Source organism: Undibacterium sp. CCC3.4 (assembly GCF_034347425.1).
Taxonomy (GTDB): Bacteria; Pseudomonadota; Gammaproteobacteria; order Burkholderiales; family Burkholderiaceae_D; genus Undibacterium.
Window position 1 is genome coordinate 2,628,540 of sequence record NZ_CP133779.1, and the last position, 18,842, is coordinate 2,647,381.

Genomic DNA, 18,842 nt, shown 5'->3' on the forward strand with positions numbered 1-18,842 from the left:
AATCTGCGCTTTTCTTGCTCATGAAGGCGCTAGCCTATAGAATGGCGGGGTTTTGGTGCTCGCAGATATGCTCATATCTGCAGTTAAACGGGAAACACGATGCCATGGCAACAGTGTGCTGCCCCCGCAACGGTGTACAAGTCGCAGTGTCGTTATGCTGCCAGCCATTTTGCTATAACCACTGTGCTTAAGTGCATGGGAAGGTCAGATGGTGATACTTGTCAGCCCGGATACCGGCCAGGATACGTGAAGTGATGCGAACGGGGAGTTTCGTTGGTAACGCACGCCATGACCGCACTGTCGGCATGGCCCTGGCCCACCCTTGATTCTCGTGATACATCGCTTTTTCTATGCTGCCTGCGGGGACGTTGGCGGCATTTTCTATCCATGAGCAATCAAATGAATCAAGTTTTTCACCCCCTCGCCCTGGTTGTGGCCTTGGCCGCTGCATTTCCTGCTGCGAACGCCTCAGCCGCTGCCGAAGCTTCTGCTTCTGCTTCCGACGTCATCGTCACCGCCAGCCGCCAGCCGCAAGCCGCCCAAGATGTGTTGGCCGATAATGTGGTGATCTCGGCTGAGCAGATTGCGCTCTCAGGCGCGGCCAGCGTCACCGATTTACTGCGTATGCAACGCGGAATAGAAATCGCCAGCAATGGTGGCTCTGGCGCGAATGCCAGCGTATTTATGCGCGGTGGCAGTAATCCGCAAAATCTGGTGTTGGTCGATGGCGTACGTATCGGCTCTACCACTGCCGGCGGTGCCACTTGGGCGACGCTGGCCTTGAGTGAGATCGATCACATTGAAATCATCTATGGCCCTTTGTCTAGCCTGTACGGTGCCGATGCCATGAGTGGCGTGATCCAGATTTTTACCAAAAAAGGCCGCGGCGCGGCCAGCACCAGCGTCGCCGTCGGTGCCGGCAGTTATGGTCTGCGTAAGTTTCAAGCTGGGATATCGGGGGCCGCGGACAGTCATTTCAGCTATGCCTTGAGTGCAGTACACGAAAACAATACCGGCTTTTCTGCCACCAAGCCCAGTGCAGGTAAGTATTCCTATAATGCCGATAAAGATGGCTACAAATTGGAAAGCGCTACCGGTAATGTGAATTGGGAACTCAGCCGCGGCTATGAGCTGGGCATGAATTTCATGCAAAGTCGCCTCAATACTCAGTTCGATTCCGGTCCTTCGTACGATGATCGCAATATCGAAAAACTGCAAACCGTGGCCGTCTATGGCAAGGCTAAATTCAGTGAGGACTGGAGCAGTATGCTGCAGTTTGCGCAATCGGGCGATTACAGTGTGACCGATGCCTCGTATGGCCAGAGCCAAATCGATAGCCATCAAAATCTGTTGAGTTTTCAAAATACGCTGCGCTTCGGTAAAAATTCGCTGCAAGTGATTGCGGAAACCCGCGAAGAAAAAGTCAACGGCAGTGACGACGCGCTGAATCGTAAACGTCGTACCAACTCGCTGGCGGCTGCGTATTTGATGAAGCAAGATGCCCATCTGCTCAGTGCCAGCCTGCGGCGTGATCAAAATTCTGATTATGGCAGTAACACCACCGGCAGTCTGGCTTACGGCTATCGCCTCAACGATGCTTGGCGCATCAATGCCAGTTACGGTACCAGCTTCCGTGCGCCGACCTTTAATGATTTGTTTTATCCCGGTTACGGCATTGCGACGCTCAAGCCTGAGCAAGCAAAAAACGCTGAAGTTGGTGCTTACTATGAGCTTGGCGATAGCCAGTTGAGCGTGGTGTATTTCCAGAATAAAGCCAAGGATTTACTGGTATTTACCAATAACTGCCCGGTGCAGCAACACCCATATGGCTGTTCGTATAACGTCGGCAGTGCCACTATGTCGGGTTTGAGCTTGGGAGGCAGCACGCGTTACGCCGATTGGCGCTTGCGCGGTTCTCTCGATGTGCAGAATCCGCGTGATGATGTCAGTGGTTTGCAATTGGCGCGTCGCTCCAAGCAGCATGCCAGTGTGGCGCTCGATTACGCTTTGCCGAAAGCGAAAATCGGTATGGAAACGGTATTTGCTTCCAAACGATTTGATGATACAGCCAATACCAAAGTGTTGGGCGGCTATAGTCTGCTGAATCTGTATGTCAGTTATGATTTGGCGAAGAATCTCTCGCTGCTCGGGCGCTGGAATAATGTGCTCAATAAAGAGTATGAGCTGGCTAAAAATTATGGCACTGCCGGCTCCAATGTGTATGTCGGTTTGAACTACGGTTTTAAATAAACCGACTCAGCTTGCACGAAGCCGCTTTCTTAGTGGTTTCGTGCCGTAACGATTGCTTACCACAGGCCTATCCATGTCTTATTTCTCTCTTCTGCGGCGCAGGCAGTGGATGTTGCCGGCACTGTTAGTCATCTCGGTGCTGGCTGTGTTGTTGGCCTGCCTGACCGGCTCAGTTACCCTGAGTGTGGCCGAGCTCTGGCATGCTTTGCTGGAATTATTGCAAGGGCCGCCGACTTCGCTGGCTGCCAGCTTGCTCGATTTACGCATGGGGCGCGCGCTGACCGCCTTCGTGGTCGGTGCCACGCTGGCCTTGTCCGGCGTGATGATGCAAGCCTTGTTGCGTAATCCTTTGGCCGATCCGTATGTGCTCGGTATTTCCGGTGGTGCTGCGGTGGCGGCACTGGCAATGATCTTATTTTATGGCAGTTTCTGGATGATTGATCTGGCTGCGTTCGGTGGTGCCCTGGGTGTTGCGGCCTTATTGTTTTTACTCGCGTATCGCGATTTTCGCGGCAGCGGCAGCAGCGATGGCAGTGCCCCGATTTTATTATTGACCGGGGTGATTGTCGCGGCCGGTTGTGGTGCCTTGATTACCCTGATGCTCTCGATCGCTCCCGACAGTCGCTTGCGCGGCATGGTGTTCTGGATGATAGGGGATTTGTCGAATACCCAAAGCCGCACGATGCCGTGGCTAGTCTTGGGCGGCGTGTTGCTGTTTTCGTTACGCAATGCGCGCGCGATGAATGTCGCCGCCCTGCATGCTGATAATGCCGCCACGCTCGGGGTAGATGTCGGCGCGCTGCGCCAGCGCTTGTTTTTTTGTTCGGCCTTGTTAACGGCCAGTGCCGTCAGTACCGCTGGTAGCATTGGCTTCGTTGGCCTCATTATGCCGCATGCCTGCCGCTTTTTACTCGGCCCGGATCATCGCCTGCTGATTCCGGCCGCCACTCTGGCCGGCGGCAGCTTTCTGGTGTTGGCCGATACCATTGCGCGTACCGCCTTGGCACCGCAACAATTACCGGTCGGAGTGATTACCGCGCTCATCGGTGTGCCCTTGTTTTTATTACAGTTACATCAGATGCGGAGGCATTGATGGAAGTTCGTGGACTCAGCCTGCAGATAGGCGCGCGCATTTTGGTGGAACAATTGAATTTGACTCTTGCTGCCGGCGAGTGCTGGTGCATTATCGGTCGCAATGGTGCCGGCAAAAGCAGCTTGCTGCGCACCCTGGCTGGATTGCGCCAGCCACAAGCTGGCAGTATCTTCTTGCAGCAAAAGAATGTGAAGGATTGGCCTTTGCTGGCGCTGGCACAGGCACGTGCATTTTTACCGCAAGCGCGCAGCGATGCCTTTGCCTACCGCGTGATCGACAGTGTGCTCACGGCGCGCCATCCGTATCAGGGCCAGCAGTACTGGGAATCGGAGCAAGATCTGCAATGTGCGCACGCGGCATTGGCGCAGCTCGATGTGGCCGAATTGGCCGAGCGCGATGTGCGTAGTCTTTCGGGCGGCGAGCGTCAACGGGTGGCGATTGCTGCCGTGCTGGCGCAGGATGCTCAATTAATGCTGCTCGACGAACCGGCCACTGCGCTCGATCTGGCGCATCAGGTCAGTGTCATGCAGCTGTTTTCAGATCAATGCAGACAACAAAATAAAACCGTCGTGATGGTCAGCCATGATCTCAATCTCGCTCATCGTATCGCCACCCATGCCTTGCTGTTGCATGGCGATGGCAGCTGGCAAGCCGGCTGCGCGGCTGAAGTGCTGCGCGCCGAGCCATTGAGCGCTTGCTTAGGCCACGAGATCGACAGCTTCAAGCATCAAGGGCAGACCATTTTTCTACCTAAACAAATTGCCAAGGAATCCACATGAGCACAACACTCCCAGTTACGGCAGAGGCCGATATCAATAGCCGCCATCAACGCCGTATGGAACGCAAGAAAGCCTTGATGGATGAAAAAATCGAGCAAGCCCAGCGTACTACCGGCGTGCTGATCATCCATACCGGCAATGGCAAGGGTAAAAGTTCGAGTGCCTTCGGCATGGTCATGCGTGCGCTTGGTCATGGCATGAAGGTTGGCGTGGTACAGTTCATCAAAGGGGCGCTGGCCACTGGAGAAGAGATTTTTTTGCGACGTTTTCCTGATGAAGTGTCCTTTCATGCGATGGGTGAAGGCTATACCTGGGTGACACAGAATCGTGAACGCGACATGGAAAAAGCGGCCTTGGCCTGGGAACAAGCGAAAAAATTTCTCAGTGATCCGGAAATCGGTTTGGTGGTACTCGATGAATTGAATATCGCCCTCAAATACCATTACTTAGATCTCGCGACCGTGATGGCCGACCTCGATGCGCGTCCGGAGATGCAGCATGTGGTGGTGACTGGGCGAGGTGCTTTGCCGGAATTGATCGCCATCGCCGATACGGTCAGCGAAATGCAGCCGCTCAAACATGCCTTCCAAGAGGGGATTGTCGCGCAGGCGGGGGTCGAATGGTAAGCCATATTGCCAAGGCGGTATTAATCAGCGCGATCGCTTCCGGACAGGGTAAAACCACCGTGACGGCGGCGCTGGCACGTAAGCTGGTGCAAGCTGGAAAGCGCGTACGCATTTTCAAGAGTGGCCCCGACTTCATCGACCCGATGTTGCTGGCGCGGGCCTGCGGGGGCGCGGTCGATAATCTCGATTTGTGGATGGTCGGTGCCGCCACTTGTCAGGCCAAGTTAGCGCAGGCGGCGGCACAGGCTGATGTGATTTTGATCGAAGGGGTGATGGGTCTGTATGACGGCGCGCCATCTTCGGCCGATTTGGCGCAAGCCTTTGGTGTGCCGGTACTGGCCGTTCTCGATGCGGCTGCCATGGCCCAAACAGTCGGTGCAGTGGCGCTGGGTTTGCGTGATTTCGGACCGGTCGTGCTGGCCGGAGTGATCGCCAATCGCATCGCTTCGCCCGGGCATGCCGCCATGGTCGCCAGCGCGATGCGCGATATTCCTTTATTGGGCAGCTTGCGCGGGCAAAGCGTCAGTTTGCCGGAGCGGCATCTCGGTTTGGTCTTGCCTGATGAAGTGGCGCAGCTCGATGCCTTGCTCGACAGTTTAGCCGCCGAACTCGATCTCGATCTGGCGGCGTGGGAAGCGCTGCCTTCGGTCAGTTTCACGGCCCCCGCGATGTCAGCCTTGCCGGCACTGCTGGCGGGACGACGCATCGCCATCGCACATGACGCCGCCTTTGCATTTCTGTATCCCGATAATCTCGCCTGTCTGCGCGAACTCGGTGCCGAGTTACTGTTTTTTTCGCCCTTGAACGATGCCGCGATTCCGGCTGCGGCCGATGCCCTTTATTTACCGGGCGGTTATCCTGAATTGCACGCGGCCGAGCTCAGTCGTGCACCGCGCTGGCAAGCATCCGTGCGCGCGGCCCACGCAGCCGGTCTGCCGATTTGGGCCGAATGCGGCGGTATGATGGCGCTGGCCGAGAGTTTGACCGATCTGCAGGGGCAGTGCTGGCCGATGGCCGGCTTGTTGCCTGGAAAAATACATATGCAAAGCCGCTTGGCCGGCCTCGGCGGGCAAGCATGGCAATTCGAGCAAGAGCAACTGCGCGGGCATACGTTTCATTACTCGCGTTGCGACACCGATTTGCTACCGTTGACCCATACACGTCGCCAGCGTAGTGACGATGCCGGCGAAGCAATCTATGCCGTCGGCACGCTGCGCGCTTCGTATTTTCATGCTTACTTTCGCTCGGCCCCGGCCGTCGCGGCACAGTTGTTCACGGTGGCCGCATGAGATGTCATTTGATCTTCGGTGGAGCGCGTTCCGGGAAGAGCGCCTATGCAGAAAAATTGGCTGCGAAATTGAGTGCGGATGGTGGCCGTCAAGTGATTTACATCGCCACCGCCGCCGCCGGCGACAGCGACAGCGAAATGCAAAGCCGCATCGCGCATCACCGGCAACGTCGGCCGGCAGGCTGGATCACGCTGGAGCAGCCGCTGGAATTGGGCACGGCGATTCGTCGCTACAGCTCGCCACGGCATATTTTGCTGATCGATTGTCTGACGCTGTGGTTGTCGAATTGCGTGCTCTCGAATGCCACTGAATTTCCTGATATCGGCAGCATCAATTCGCCGCCGCTATTCCTCGAACAACGCGCCGCCTTGCTCAGTGCCTTGTCGGCGGCGGCCGGCGAGGTGATTCTGGTGTCGAATGAAGTGGGGATGGGTATCGTGCCGATGGGGGCGTTGTCGCGCTGGTTCGTCGATGAAGCGGGGCGGCTCAATCAGGCGCTGGCGGCCGAATGCGAACAAGTGGTCTGGGTGGCGGCCGGCTTACCGCTGTTACTCAAAGGGCAGCAATGCTGATGCTCAGTGGAATGCTGGTGTTGGCCGCGCTGTTGCTCGGCCTGCTGCTTGATTCCTGCTTTGGAGAAGTCCGGCGTTGGCATCCCTTGGTTGGTTTCGGTAGCTTGGCGCAGCGCTTGGAACAGCGCTGGAATCGACCGGCTGCCGGACGCTGGCGCGGGGCCTGCGCCTGGGCGCTGTTGGTGCTGCCGCCGGTGCTGGCGCTGCAAGCCGCGCTCTGGGCCTTGGCGCGTTATAGTGTTTTCTTGGCCGTGCTTGCACATGCCTTGTTGCTGTATTTTTGTCTTGGCTTGCGCAGCTTGAAGGAACATAATTTACCGATCCAAGCCGCGCTCGAACAAGATGATTTAGCCACCGCACGGCGTCTGACTTCGTATATCGTCAGCCGCGATACCGGCCATGCCGATGCGGCCAGTTTGGCCAAGGCCAGTGTTGAATCGCTGTTGGAAAACGGTGCCGATGCCGTATTTGCCAGTGTATTTTGGTTTCTGTTACTCGGCGGTGCAGGCGCAGTGCTGCATCGTTTGACGAATACCCTCGATGCCATGTGGGGTTATCGGTCCGAGCGCTGGCTGCGCTTCGGTTGTGTGGCGGCGCGCAGTGACGATGTGCTCAATTGGGTACCGGCCCGGCTGACGGCACTGAGTTATGCTGTGCTCGGTGATACCAAGCTGGCCTTGCAGTGTTGGCGGCGTCAAGCCCCGGCTTGGGATAGCCCGAATGCCGGGCCGGTGATGGCCGCCGGTGCCGGCGCACTCGGTGTGCAACTCGGTGGTCGCGCGCGTTATGACGGTATCGATGAAATTCGGCCGCCGCTCGGTCAGGGCAGGGCAGCGCTGGCAGCGGACATCACGCGCGCCTGGCAGTTAGTGCGCGCAGTGCTGTATTTGTGGTGCGGCGCGCTCAGCTTGCTGGCCCTCGGCCGCGTGCTATTTACTGTAGGAATCAACTATGCGTGAAACTTTACTTGAACATGGCGGTAATTTGCACGATGCCGTAGGTAATTTCGGCCGCCCGCTGGAACAATGGCTTGATCTCTCTACCGGTATCAATCCGCATTATTATCCGGTGCCGCCACTGGCTGCCGATGTTTGGCACCGCTTGCCGGAAACCTCGAAGGCACTGCTCGATGCCGCCTGCGCCTGTTACCGTGCACCACGCATGTTGGCAGTGGCCGGTAGCCAAGCGGCGATTCAGGCCTTGCCCCGTTTGCGCGCGATCGCACGCGTGGTAGTGGCGGCACCATCATATGCCGAACACGCGCATCAATGGCGTTGCGCCGGTCATGCCGTGAGCGAAATTGCTTATTCTGAGTTGGAGGCGGCGATCGATCAGGCCGATGTCGTGGTGCTGTGCAATCCGAATAATCCTACCGGTGCCAGCGTGGCCCCGGCCCAGTTGCTGGCTTGGGCGGCCCGATTGGCGCAACGCGGTGGCTGGCTGGTGGTCGATGAAGCATTTGGCGATACCATGCCGGCCCTGAGTGTGTGCCCGCATAGCGGTGTAGCCGGCTTGATCGTGCTGCGCTCAGTCGGTAAGTTTTTTGGTCTGGCCGGCATTCGGGTCGGCTTCGTCGCCGCAGAAGCAAAGCTGCTGCATCGGCTCGCCGCTTGGTTGGGGCCTTGGACCCTCAACGGACCGGCCCAGCAGATCGCCTGTGCTGCCCTCAGTGACCGCGTCTGGCAGAGCGAGATGCGGCAAACCCTGGCGGATGCTGGCCAAGGCTTGCGCGCGCTGTTGCATGCCCATGGCTTTGCCAGCAGTGGAACCGACTTGTTTCAGTGGGTCAGCGACCGCGATCTCGCAGGCCGCACCGAACTGCTGTGGCGTTTCATGGCCGAGCGCGGAATTTGGTTGCGCTGGTTTGCCGCTGGCGCGCAGCGCCCACATGGTTTGCGCTTCGGCTTGCCGGGCACGGCCGCCGGTTGGGAACGCTTGAGTCTTGCTTTGAACGAATGGAGTCAGCATGCCCACTGAGTGGTTTTCCAAGTCGACGCTGCGCCTGTGCGGCACCCTGTGTTTGATGGCGTTCAGCGCCACTGCCGCCGCGCTCAGCGTTACCGATGATCTCGGCAATACTGTCAATTTGAAAGTGCCGGCGCGCCGCATCATCAGCTTGGCACCGCATGTTACCGAGCTTTTGTTCGCCGCCGGTGCCGGTTCGCAGATCGTGGCGACGGTTAAATACAGTGATTATCCGGAAGCGGCCAAAGCCATTCCGCGCATCGGTGATTTGCGGCAGATTGACATGGAACGTGTGCTGGCCTTGAAACCTGATCTGTTGGTGGTCTGGACCCATGGTGCCTTCGACCGGCAAATGCAGGCGCTGCGCGAAGCCGGGATTCCCTTGTTTTTCAGCGAACCGCAGCGACTTGAGCAGATTCCCGATACCCTCATCAAACTCGGGCGCTTGAGCGGTACCGAGACGACGGCGCAGGCTGCCGCGGCAGATTTTCGCAGTCAACTGCAAGCGCTCAAAGTAAAGTATGCGCAGACCAAGCCGCCGAGCGCGCCGCTGAAGATTTTCTACCAAGTCTGGGCGAAACCGCTCTACACCCTCAATGACAGTCATATCGCCAGCGATGCCATGCGTTTGTGCGGCGCTGAGAATGTGTTCGGACGTTTGCCGGCGATCGCGCCCTTGGTTGACGTCGAAGCCGTCTTGAAAAGTAATCCGGATCTGATCATCGATGCCGAAAGCACGAGTCAACATAATAATGGCTTGCAACAATGGAAAGCTTTCCCCAGTTTAGCCGCCAATAAAAATCAGCATCTGGTCACGCTCGATGGCGATCTCTTGAACCGTCCGGGGCCGCGGATACTGGCCGGCGCGCGCGCCATCTGCGAAGTCCTCGAACACATTCGCCACCCGCTGGCCGGAGTAAAATAAATGTCTCCCTATCAAAGAATCGCCTGTTTATCGACCGAAGCAGTGGAAGTGATGTATGCGCTCGGGCTCGAGGATTTAGTCGTCGGAATTTCCGGATATACCACGCGACCGGTGCGGGCACGCGCGGAAAAACCCAAGATCAGTGGTTTTTCTTCCGCAAAAATTGAGCGCATTTTGGCGGTACAACCGGATTTGGTCATCGCTTACTCGAATATGCAGGCGGCGGTGTGCGCCGAATTGGTCGCAGCCGGCGTCGAAGTGCATGCCTATAATCAGCGCGACGTCGCCGGAATTTTTCGTATGATCAGCAGCTTGGCATGCTTGCTGGATAAACGCATCGAAGGGCAGCAACTATGTGCTGCTTTACGTGCCAAAATTTCCATGGTCGAGCAACAAAGCAGCGCCTGGACGCGCCGCCCGAAAATCTATTTTGAAGAATGGAATGAGCCGCTCATGGCCGGCATCGGCTGGGTGTCTGACTTGATTGAGCTCGCCGGCGGCACCGATGTGTTTGCCGATCTCGCCGTCCACCACAGCGCCAAACAGCGCATCATCGCCGATCCGCTCGAAGTGGTGCGGCGCGCGCCTGACATCATTATCGGCTCTTGGTGTGGCAAAAAGTTTCAGCCCGCTGCGCTTGCCGCCCGTCCCGGTTGGTCAGCGATTCCGGCGCTCAGGAATGCTTGCGTATTCGAAATCAAATCGGCCGATATTCTCTCTCCCGGGCCGGCCGCTATCGAACATGGTTTGCTGGCGATACATGCGCTGATCGCCGATTGGCAAGCGCAGAACTGCTGACTTAGCGCGCTGTTGGCGGTGCTTCCTTAGGTAGTGATGTACACAACAGACCCTAAGAATTGGGATTTTCCGTTACAATCCGGGAGCGCTGATTTTTGATTGATGGCAATATTTTTGCCGGCTTTCGCAATCATGCCGACTGCGCTTGCTTGCCTCTGTCAAAGCTGCGGCAACGCTGCCGCTGTTTTTGTAGGCAGTGTTACTACTCCGTTTTCAGGTTGCCCCCATGTGGATAGTTCAGATTGCCCTTCGCCGCCCGTACACGTTCATCGTGATGGCGCTGCTTATCTTGTTGTCGACGCCGTTGGTGCTGACCAAGATGGCAACCGATATTTTCCCCGATATCAATATCCCAGTCATCAGCATTATTTGGAATTACGGCGGTTTGTCGGCGCAAGAAATGGGACAACGTGTTACCGCTACCTCCGAGCGCAGTTTGACCACTACGGTCAATGACATCGAACACATCGAATCGCAATCCTTGGCCGGGATTGCCATCATCAAGATATTTTTTCAACCGGAAGTGAATATCCAGACGGCGATTGCCCAAGTCGTGGCGATCGAACAAGCGCAATTGCGGCAATTACCGGCTGGGATGACGCCGCCCTTGATCATCAAATATTCCGCCTCCAGCATTCCGGTGGTGCAGCTCGGTTTGTCGAGTCCGACTATGACTGAACAGGCGCTTGGCGATACCGCTATCAATTTTCTGCGTCCGCAACTGATCACCGTGCCCGGTGCGGCGATTCCCTACCCCTACGGCGGTAAAATGCGCGTCGTCTCAGTCGATCTCGACAATCAGGCACTGCTGGCCAAAGGTCTGACGCCGACCGATGTGGTCAACGCGGTCAATGCACAGAATTTGGCACTGCCATCGGGCACGGCGAAAATCGGTGCCACTGAATTTAATGTCAGCATGAACGGTTCGCCCGACACCATTGCCGGCCTCAACCAAATTCCGGTGTCAGCTAAAAACGGCAGCACCACGTATTTATCCGAAGTCGCCCATGTGCGCGATGGCTTTTCGCCGCAAACCAATATCGTTCGTCAAGACGGCCAGCGCGGTGCGTTGCTGTCGGTACTGAAAAATGGGGCTTCGTCGACGCTGAAGATTGTCAGCAACATTAAATCGATCTTACCTGAGGTCGCGCTCGGCTTACCCAAGGATTTGAAAATCTCCACCCTGTTCGATCAATCGGTATTCGTCAAAGCGGCGATCAGTGGCGTGATTCATGAGGCGCTGATTGCGGCCTGTTTGACAGCGCTGATGATCTTACTGTTTCTCGGTAACTGGCGCAGCACCCTGATCATCGCTATCTCGATACCGCTGTCGATTTTATCCTCGATTTTGGCTTTGTATGCGCTGGGCGAAACCATCAACATCATGACCTTAGGCGGTTTGGCACTGGCAGTCGGCATCTTGGTCGACGATGCCACTGTGACGATAGAAAACATCGAGCGCCATTTACATCTGGGCGTGCCACTGGAAACTGCGATACTCGACGGTGCCGGTGAAATCGCGGTACCGGCGCTGGTTTCCACTTTGTGTATCTGTATCGTCTTCGTGCCGATGTTTTTCCTCACCGGGGTGGCGCGCTTTCTGTTCGTACCCTTGGCCGAGGCGGTAGTGTTCGCCATGCTGGCTTCGTATATCCTCTCGCGCACCTTGGTGCCGACCTTGGTGTTGATGATGATGGGGCAGGCTCACAGCGACGCTGCTGCTGCACCGAGTCTGTTACAGCGCGTGTATCGTCGCTTCGATGCCGGTTTTGAACAATTCCGTGGTGGCTACATCATCATTCTCGCCAGCTTGCTGACACATCGCAAAGTTTTCGCTGGGGTCTTTCTGGCCTTTTGCATTGCCTCTTGCGCACTCGTCGCCACACTTGGGCGCGATTTCTTCCCTAGCGTCGATTCCGGCCAAATCCGTTTACATATGCGGGCGCCCACCGGCACCCGTATCGAAGAAACTGCGCGCATTGCCGATGAAGTGGAAAAAGTCATCCGCAGTATTATTCCGGCTGCTGAGCTCGACACCATACTCGATAACCTCGGCTTACCCTACAGCGGTATTAATTTATCGTATGGCACCGGCGGTACGATAGGCGCGATGGATGGCGAAATTCTGATGTCGCTCAAGCCTGAGCATGGCCCGGCGTCACAGTATGTGCAACGGTTGCGACAAGAATTGCCGCGTCGTTTCCCTGGCGTGGAATTTTATTTTCAGCCGGCCGATATCGTCACTCAGATTCTGAATTTCGGTTTGCCAGCGGCCATCGACATTCAAATCGCCGGTGCCGATGTCAAAGGCAACTATCAAATCGCCAGCCGCCTGATGAAGCAAGTCAGCCGTATTCCCGGCACCGTCGATGTACATATTCATCAAAAAAACGATTTGCCGACCTTGGCACTGGAAACCGATCGCATTCAGATCAAACAGTTGGGCCTCAATCCGGTCGATATCGCGCAAAATCTGTTGGTATCCTTGTCCGGCAGTTTTCAAACTGCGCCGGCATTTTGGTTTAATCCAGTCAACGGTGTGGTCTACAGCGTGGCGATTCAAACGCCACAATACCGTAACGGCGACCTTGATAGTTTGTTACGCACGCCGATCAAATCTGCTGCTCAAGTCGCCGGCCAAGCCGCCGCAAGCGACGGCAGCATGTCCACCCAATTGCTCGGCAATTTGGTGCAAGTGCGTCCGGCTTCGCAATTGGCGGTAGTTTCGCGCTACAACATCAAGCCGGTGATCGACTTATATGTCAGCGTCGAAGGACGCGATTTGGCCGGCGTGGCTGGCGAGCTTGAGCAATTGGTCGAGGCGGCACGCAAGGAGCTGCCACGTGGTGCCAGCATTACCGTGCGCGGCCAAGTCGAAACCATGAGAAGTTCATTCTTGGGTCTGGGTCTTGGCTTGGTGATGGCAATTATCTTGGTGTATCTGCTCATTGTCGTCAATTTCCAGTCTTGGATCGATCCTTTGATCATCATCAGCGCCTTACCGGCAGCCTTAGCCGGTATCGTCTGGATGCTCTTCCTCAGTCATACCCCCTTGAGTGTACCGGCCTTGACCGGTGCCATCATGACCATGGGGGTAGCGACGGCCAACAGTATTTTGATGGTCTCATTCGCGCGCCAATGTATGGACCAAGGGGCGCCGCCGCTGTCGGCTGCGCTCGAAGCCGGTGCCACCCGCATCCGGCCGGTGCTGATGACGGCGCTGGCGATGATCATCGGCATGGTGCCGATGGCGATTGGTTTCGGCGAAGGCGCGGAACAAAATGCGCCGCTCGGTCGGGCCGTCATCGGTGGTTTGCTGTTTGCCACGATCTCAACCCTGTTTTTCGTACCGGTGGTATTCGCCGGTATCCATAAGTATCTCGCTGGGCGGCGATCACGGTCTGCGCCGGCATCATCATTGCCAGCTGTTCAGTAAGGGAAGTCTTGATATGTCTGAAAAATCTCACCTCGCACTCGGCATGCATGCCGCCCCGGATCACGCGACCCACCCGCAGCGCACACAAATATTACGGCGCGCCCGTTTGATTGCGGCTTTGGTTTTGTTGGCAATGCTGTTGGGTGCGCTTGCCACCTTGGGTTTGCGCGTCGTGCGGGCACGCGACCTGGCCAGCAGCAATGCCGCGCAGGGCAAACTGTATGTGCAAACGGTGCATGCCAAAGCGGCCGGCGGCAAAGTCGTGCTGACTTTACCCGGCACCTTGCTCGGTCAAACCGAAGCGCCGATTTACGCGCGCAGCAGTGGTTATGTACTGCATCGCTATAAAGATATCGGCAGTCAAGTGGCGGCAGGTGAGTTATTGGCCGACTTGGATACGCCGGAAATCGATCTGCAACTGGCGCAAGCCGTGGCTGCACGCGCACAAGCCAGCGCCAGTTTTGATCTGGCCGCCAGTTCGCTGGCGCGTTGGGAAGCTTTACGCCAAAAAGACGCCGTGACCGCGCAAGAACTCAATGAACGCAACAGCGCCTCTGCCCAAGCCAAAGCCAACCTCGCTGCGGCCCAAGCCAATGTCGAGCGTTTGCAAAAGCAGCAGGCCTTCAAACGCATCGTCGCACCGTTTGCCGGTGTGATTACCCATCGCAATATTGAAGTCGGCGATTTGGTCGATGCCGGTAATACCGGTGCCGCGCGCGCCTTGTTCACGCTGGCCCAGACCAGCCAATTACGCGTCTACGTCTATCTGCCGCAAGCCTATGCCCAGCGTGTCAAAACCGGCGACCATGTCAGCATCAGCCAGAAAGAATTACCCGAGCAAGTGTTTGATGGCACGGTGGTGCGCACCGCCGGTGCCATCGATGTCGCCAGCCGCAGCATGCAAATTGAAATTGCCTTGGCGAATACCGATCACGCACTGCTGGCCGGCGCCTATGTGGAGGTGGCGCTGACTCCCGCGGCCGGCGGCGTAAGCTTAACCGTGCCATCGAATGTGCTGCTGTTTCGTCCGGAAGGGACACGCGTGGCCATCGTCGATGCCAAAGGACAGATCCGTTTGCAAACCGTCAGCATCGGCCGCGACCTCGGAAACGCGTTGGAAATTATTCGTGGCATCGATGTCACTGATCAGTTGCTCATGAATCCACCCGATTCCTTGGCCGAACAGGATGTGGTGGTGGCCACCCCGTTCATCGATCAAGCCGCGCGCAGCGACAAGGGCAGCAAGCCTCACAAGGAAGCGCCGGCTGAAAAAGCGGCGCGCACAGCGAAGGCGGCTTCATGAAGCGCGCCGCCAGTACGCTGCTCGCTGCCATGCTGTTGGCTGCCTGTAGCAATGTGCCACGCGCAGCGAGCACACCAAGTGTGGCTAGTGCAGCGACTGCGGCGAGCGAGAGTAGTCCTATGCAGAGTTTGTTTCAGTCGGCGCAAGCGCTTGACGCCACCGATAAAGGCAATTGGTGGCGCATGTTCGGCGACCCGCAGCTCGATGCCTTAGCGCAGTCACTGATTGCGAATAACCCTGGCCTGCAAGTCGCCGTGGCACGTTTGCAGCAAGCACGCGCGCAGGCCCAAGTGGTGAGTGCCGGCCTGTTTCCGCAAATAGCGCTGCAAGCCGGCAGTGCGCGGCAAAAAAGCTCGGCCGACCGGCCCGTGGCCAGTTATACCGCGAGCAACCAGTCGACCGTACAAAACAATCAGCAGCTCGGTTTTGCCGTCAGTTATGAAGCCGATTTGTTTGGTCGGGTCGAGAGCAATATCGCTGGTGCCGATGCCTTGGCAGAACAAGCGCGCAGCGAGCTGGAAAACACCCGCCTGATTTTGCTGGCCGAATTAGCCGGTGATTACTTCAGTTTGCGTGCGCTCGAAGCGGAAATGCAGGTGCTCAGCGAGGCCATCAACTTACAGCAGCGCGCGGTGCGCTTCATGCATGACCGTCATGCCCTGGGATTGGTTTCCGGTCTCGACTTGGCACAGCAAGAAACGGTACTCGCTGCCAATCGCAGTCAATTCGAATTAGTGCAAAAGCAAAGCCAACAATTTCTTCATGCTATCGCCAGTCTCAGTGGCCAAGCCGCCGCTGAGTTCCGTTTGGCACCGGCTGGCAGCGCCATGCTGCCGCCAGCCCTGCCGCAGGCATTGGCGGCTGAAATTTTGCAGCGCCGTCCCGATATCGCCTCGGCTCAGCGTGGCGTCGCCTATGCCAATGCCAACATCGGTGTGGCGCGTGCCGCCGCGTTCCCGACCTTGATGTTGCAGGCCAATGCAGGCTGGAACAGCAATCAATGGGCGAATTTGTTGAGCGCGCCGAGTCTGTTATGGTCGCTCGGTGCGGCACTCACGCAAACCGTGTTTGACGGCGGTAAAACGCAAGCCGGTATCGCCGCCGCGCGGGCCGCCCATGCCGCTGCAGTAGCCACCTACCGGCGCAGTGTTTTGAGTGCATTGCAAGAACTGGCCGATGCCGCCGCCGGCGGTGTCGCCCTGGCGCGCGCGGCCGAGTATACGCAAAGCAGCGTGAGCAGCGCTGCGCGCGTATTGGCACTGACCGATGCGCGCTATACCGGTGGCATTGCCAGCTACCTCGATGTCATCACGGCGCAGCAAAGCTTATTAGCGAATCAGCGACAATTGGTGCAAATCCGCGGCCAACAAATGCTCTCAGCCGTATTACTGGTCAAAGCCAGCGGCGGCGCTTGGCAAGTCGCCGCTCCATAAATTTTACCTACAGGCAGTTCCATGCATATCTCTACATTGATGGTCCAAGGGACTACCTCGGATGCCGGTAAAACCACCGTCGTCGCCGCGCTGTGCCGACTGTTACAGCGCCAAGGCGTGGCGGTGGTACCGCTCAAGCCGCAAAATATGGCGCTCAACAGCGCCGTCACGGTTGATGGCGGTGAAATCGGTCGGGCGCAAGCCTTACAAGCGCAAGCCGCCGGTCTGCTCGCTCACACCGATATGAACCCGGTATTGCTCAAACCGAGTTCCGACACCGGTGCCCAAATTATCATCCATGGTCAGGTACGTGCCGACATGGATGCGCGCGATTATCATCAATACAAAAGCATTGCCATGGGCGCGGTATTGGAATCGTATCAGCGCCTGCAGCAACAATACCAAGCCATCATCGTCGAAGGGGCCGGCAGCCCGGCGGAAGTCAATCTGCGTGAGCGCGACATTGCTAACATGGGTTTTGCCGAAGCGGTCGATTGTCCGGTGATTCTGGTGGCCGACATCGATCGCGGCGGCGTGTTCGCCCACTTCATCGGCACCTTGGCCTGTCTGTCCGCCTCCGAACAAAAACGCATCGTCGGCTTCGTCATCAACCGCTTTCGTGGTGACATCAGCTTACTCACGCCAGGCTTAAGCTGGCTCGAAGCACAAACCGGCAAGCCGGTGTTAGCGGTGCTGCCGTATCTGCACGGCTTACAACTCGATGCCGAAGATGCGATCATCACCGGGCAAAGCAGCAATGGACGCTTTCGCGTCATCGTGCCGGTACTGCCGCGTATCGCCAATCACACTGATTTTGATGCCTTGCGCGCCCATCCCGATGTCGATCTGCAATTCATCGCACCCGGTGCCGCGGTACCCGCGGCCGATCTGATCATCTTACCGGGCAGTAAAAATACCCGCGCCGACTTGGACTTTTTGCGACAGCATGGCTGGCAACATATTCTGGCCAAGCATCTGCGTTACGGCGGTAAAGTCATCGGCATTTGTGGCGGTTACCAAATGCTCGGGCTGACAGTCGCCGATCCACATGGAGTGGAAGGGGAGGCTGGTGTCACGCCCGGTTTCGGTCTGCTTGATGTGCATACCGAACTGACGCGCGAAAAGCGCCTGCAGCAAGTCAGCGGCTACTGCGCATTCGGAGCGGCCGGTGCGCGCGTCGAGGCGTATGAAATTCATATGGGACGTAGTACTGGCACGCCAGGCAGCTTACCCGCGTTTCATATCGACGCGCAAGCCGAGGGCGTGCGCTCGGCCGACGATTTACTGCTTGGTACCTACCTGCATGGCTTGTTCGATCACCCCGAGGCCTGCGCTGCACTCCTGGCTTGGGCCGGTTTGCAATCGGAAGTCACGCCAGACCTGGCTGCCTTGCGCGAGCACAGTATCAATCGTGTGGCCGATGCTTGCGCACCCTTGTTGGCGGCCATCTTGGCGCTATAAGAATCTGAGCTTGCCAAATATTGGCATGAACAACATAATGTGAAAAAATTAATCACATTGTTGTTAACTCATCTTTTTTTAATCGGACCACTGCATGAAATTTTTATCTTCCACCGCTGCCGCAATGACACTCGCTTTGCTTCATGCGCTTACCCCTGCATGCGCCGCCGAGGCACGCCTGTTTCAATACTCGACCATCGATGCGCTGCTGGCCGGTGCCTACGACGGTGACATGAGTGTGGCAGAGCTTAGCCGTCACGGCAATTTCGGGCTCGGTACGTATAACCGTGTGGATGGTGAAATGATCGTCAGTGAAGGGGTGTTTTATCAAGTCCGCGGTGATGGTAAAGTCAACATCGCCGGTCCGCAGGAACGCTCGCCGCTGGCCATCATGACTGATTTTAATCCGGGTCCGGCAGTCACACTGGCAGCGGCGCATAGCTTGGCCGAACTGGAAGCCGCCATCGATGCTGGCTTACCCAACAAAAATGCCTTCTATGCCATTCGCATCGACGGCGATTTTGCTGCGCTCAGCACCCGTGCCATTTATCCGCAAAGTCAACCATACCGTCCCTTGGCCGAAGTTGTCAAAACCCAGTCTGTGTTTCAACTTGGGGCCACCCGTGGCCAGTTGATCGGCTTTCGTAGCCCAGCCTTTTCCAAAGGTTTCAATATTCCCGGATACCATTGGCATTATCTGGCGACCGACCATGCCAGCGGCGGTCATGTGTTGTCACTGCAGATGAACACCGGCAGCGCGCGCATCGCCACGCTCTCTACGGTCGAATTGCAAGTGCCAACCACTAATGGCTTCGTCCAGGCAGATCAAAGCAAAGATCGCTCGCAAGAATTGCATGCAGTAGAAAAAATTCGCCAATAAAGAAAAAAGCCGCTGTGCCAACCCTCAGGCGG

The 18,842-nt window shown here is 57.0% G+C and carries 15 protein-coding genes and 1 riboswitch; all 15 genes read left to right on the top strand.

The window, feature by feature from the left end; genetic code table 11:
* The first annotated feature begins 36 nt into the window (after nucleotides 1–36).
* Nucleotides 37–257, top strand: a riboswitch (cobalamin riboswitch).
* A 142-nt stretch (nucleotides 258–399) separates the two neighbouring features.
* The 15 genes from RHM61_RS11730 (at nucleotide 400) to budA (ending at nucleotide 18,810) form a co-directional block, all read left to right on the top strand.
* Complete coding sequence (locus tag RHM61_RS11730; RefSeq protein ID WP_322247497.1) at nucleotides 400–2,250, top strand: TonB-dependent receptor plug domain-containing protein; 1,851 nt, start codon at nucleotides 400–402, stop codon at nucleotides 2,248–2,250.
* Between the two features lie 73 nt (nucleotides 2,251–2,323).
* Complete coding sequence (locus RHM61_RS11735; protein ID WP_322247498.1) at nucleotides 2,324–3,343, top strand: iron ABC transporter permease; 1,020 nt, start codon at nucleotides 2,324–2,326, stop codon at nucleotides 3,341–3,343.
* On the top strand, nucleotides 3,343–4,122 hold the full coding sequence (locus tag RHM61_RS11740) for an ABC transporter ATP-binding protein (protein WP_322247499.1): 780 nt from the start codon (nucleotides 3,343–3,345) through the stop codon (nucleotides 4,120–4,122). Before RHM61_RS11735 ends, RHM61_RS11740 begins: the two co-directional genes overlap by 1 nt.
* The gene (cobO, locus tag RHM61_RS11745; protein WP_322247500.1) at nucleotides 4,119–4,748 is read left to right on the top strand and encodes a cob(I)yrinic acid a,c-diamide adenosyltransferase; all 630 of its coding nucleotides are present in this window, start codon (nucleotides 4,119–4,121) and stop codon (nucleotides 4,746–4,748) included. Before RHM61_RS11740 ends, cobO begins: the two co-directional genes overlap by 4 nt.
* Entirely contained in the window at nucleotides 4,742–6,037 is a 1,296-nt protein-coding gene (locus RHM61_RS11750) for a cobyrinate a,c-diamide synthase (RefSeq protein WP_322247501.1), read from the top strand. Before cobO ends, RHM61_RS11750 begins: the two co-directional genes overlap by 7 nt.
* Nucleotides 6,034–6,609 (top strand): bifunctional adenosylcobinamide kinase/adenosylcobinamide-phosphate guanylyltransferase, encoded by a 576-nt coding sequence (cobU, locus tag RHM61_RS11755; RefSeq protein ID WP_322247502.1) that lies wholly within the window; start codon nucleotides 6,034–6,036, stop codon nucleotides 6,607–6,609. The genes RHM61_RS11750 and cobU overlap by 4 nt, the downstream gene beginning before the upstream one ends.
* Nucleotides 6,609–7,568, top strand: a complete 960-nt coding sequence (gene cbiB / locus RHM61_RS11760) for an adenosylcobinamide-phosphate synthase CbiB (RefSeq protein WP_322251097.1) — start codon at nucleotides 6,609–6,611, stop codon at nucleotides 7,566–7,568. Before cobU ends, cbiB begins: the two co-directional genes overlap by 1 nt.
* Complete coding sequence (gene cobD / locus RHM61_RS11765) at nucleotides 7,561–8,586, top strand: threonine-phosphate decarboxylase CobD (RefSeq protein WP_322247503.1); 1,026 nt, start codon at nucleotides 7,561–7,563, stop codon at nucleotides 8,584–8,586. The genes cbiB and cobD overlap by 8 nt, the downstream gene beginning before the upstream one ends.
* Nucleotides 8,576–9,499, top strand: a complete 924-nt coding sequence (locus RHM61_RS11770; RefSeq protein WP_322247504.1) for a cobalamin-binding protein — start codon at nucleotides 8,576–8,578, stop codon at nucleotides 9,497–9,499. The genes cobD and RHM61_RS11770 overlap by 11 nt, the downstream gene beginning before the upstream one ends.
* Nucleotides 9,500–10,297 carry an ABC transporter substrate-binding protein gene (locus RHM61_RS11775; RefSeq protein ID WP_322247505.1) on the top strand — a complete coding sequence of 266 codons (798 nt, stop codon included), beginning with the start codon at nucleotides 9,500–9,502 and terminating at the stop codon, nucleotides 10,295–10,297.
* 226 nt (nucleotides 10,298–10,523) lie between these two features.
* Nucleotides 10,524–13,733: an efflux RND transporter permease subunit gene (locus tag RHM61_RS11780; RefSeq protein WP_322247506.1), complete on the top strand. Its 3,210-nt coding sequence runs from the start codon at nucleotides 10,524–10,526 to the stop codon at nucleotides 13,731–13,733.
* A 13-nt stretch (nucleotides 13,734–13,746) separates the two neighbouring features.
* Complete coding sequence (locus RHM61_RS11785; protein WP_322247507.1) at nucleotides 13,747–15,036, top strand: efflux RND transporter periplasmic adaptor subunit; 1,290 nt, start codon at nucleotides 13,747–13,749, stop codon at nucleotides 15,034–15,036.
* Nucleotides 15,033–16,469, top strand: coding sequence for an efflux transporter outer membrane subunit (locus tag RHM61_RS11790; RefSeq protein WP_322247508.1), 1,437 nt, complete (start codon nucleotides 15,033–15,035; stop codon nucleotides 16,467–16,469). The genes RHM61_RS11785 and RHM61_RS11790 overlap by 4 nt, the downstream gene beginning before the upstream one ends.
* Nucleotides 16,470–16,508: 39 nt before the next feature.
* On the top strand, nucleotides 16,509–17,930 hold the full coding sequence (locus RHM61_RS11795; RefSeq protein ID WP_322251098.1) for a cobyric acid synthase: 1,422 nt from the start codon (nucleotides 16,509–16,511) through the stop codon (nucleotides 17,928–17,930).
* Between the two features lie 94 nt (nucleotides 17,931–18,024).
* Nucleotides 18,025–18,810 carry an acetolactate decarboxylase gene (gene budA / locus RHM61_RS11800; RefSeq protein ID WP_322247509.1) on the top strand — a complete coding sequence of 262 codons (786 nt, stop codon included), beginning with the start codon at nucleotides 18,025–18,027 and terminating at the stop codon, nucleotides 18,808–18,810.
* Nucleotides 18,811–18,842 lie beyond the last annotated feature (32 nt).

Bases quoted from the DNA above. Each gene is read 5' to 3' on its own strand.
- RHM61_RS11790 (WP_322247508.1), top strand. From the start codon at position 15,033: ATGAAGCGCGCCGCCAGTACGCTGCTCGCTGCCATGCTGTTGGCTGCC.
- RHM61_RS11775 (WP_322247505.1), top strand. From the start codon at position 9,500: ATGTCTCCCTATCAAAGAATCGCCTGTTTATCGACCGAAGCAGTGGAA.
- RHM61_RS11770 (WP_322247504.1), top strand. From the start codon at position 8,576: ATGCCCACTGAGTGGTTTTCCAAGTCGACGCTGCGCCTGTGCGGCACC.
- RHM61_RS11750 (WP_322247501.1), top strand. From the start codon at position 4,742: ATGGTAAGCCATATTGCCAAGGCGGTATTAATCAGCGCGATCGCTTCC.
- budA (WP_322247509.1), top strand. From the start codon at position 18,025: ATGAAATTTTTATCTTCCACCGCTGCCGCAATGACACTCGCTTTGCTT.
- RHM61_RS11740 (WP_322247499.1), top strand. From the start codon at position 3,343: ATGGAAGTTCGTGGACTCAGCCTGCAGATAGGCGCGCGCATTTTGGTG.
- RHM61_RS11735 (WP_322247498.1), top strand. From the start codon at position 2,324: ATGTCTTATTTCTCTCTTCTGCGGCGCAGGCAGTGGATGTTGCCGGCA.
- cobU (WP_322247502.1), top strand. From the start codon at position 6,034: ATGAGATGTCATTTGATCTTCGGTGGAGCGCGTTCCGGGAAGAGCGCC.
- RHM61_RS11730 (WP_322247497.1), top strand. From the start codon at position 400: ATGAATCAAGTTTTTCACCCCCTCGCCCTGGTTGTGGCCTTGGCCGCT.
- RHM61_RS11785 (WP_322247507.1), top strand. From the start codon at position 13,747: ATGTCTGAAAAATCTCACCTCGCACTCGGCATGCATGCCGCCCCGGAT.
- RHM61_RS11780 (WP_322247506.1), top strand. From the start codon at position 10,524: ATGTGGATAGTTCAGATTGCCCTTCGCCGCCCGTACACGTTCATCGTG.
- cobO (WP_322247500.1), top strand. From the start codon at position 4,119: ATGAGCACAACACTCCCAGTTACGGCAGAGGCCGATATCAATAGCCGC.
- RHM61_RS11795 (WP_322251098.1), top strand. From the start codon at position 16,509: ATGGTCCAAGGGACTACCTCGGATGCCGGTAAAACCACCGTCGTCGCC.
- cbiB (WP_322251097.1), top strand. From the start codon at position 6,609: ATGCTCAGTGGAATGCTGGTGTTGGCCGCGCTGTTGCTCGGCCTGCTG.
- cobD (WP_322247503.1), top strand. From the start codon at position 7,561: ATGCGTGAAACTTTACTTGAACATGGCGGTAATTTGCACGATGCCGTA.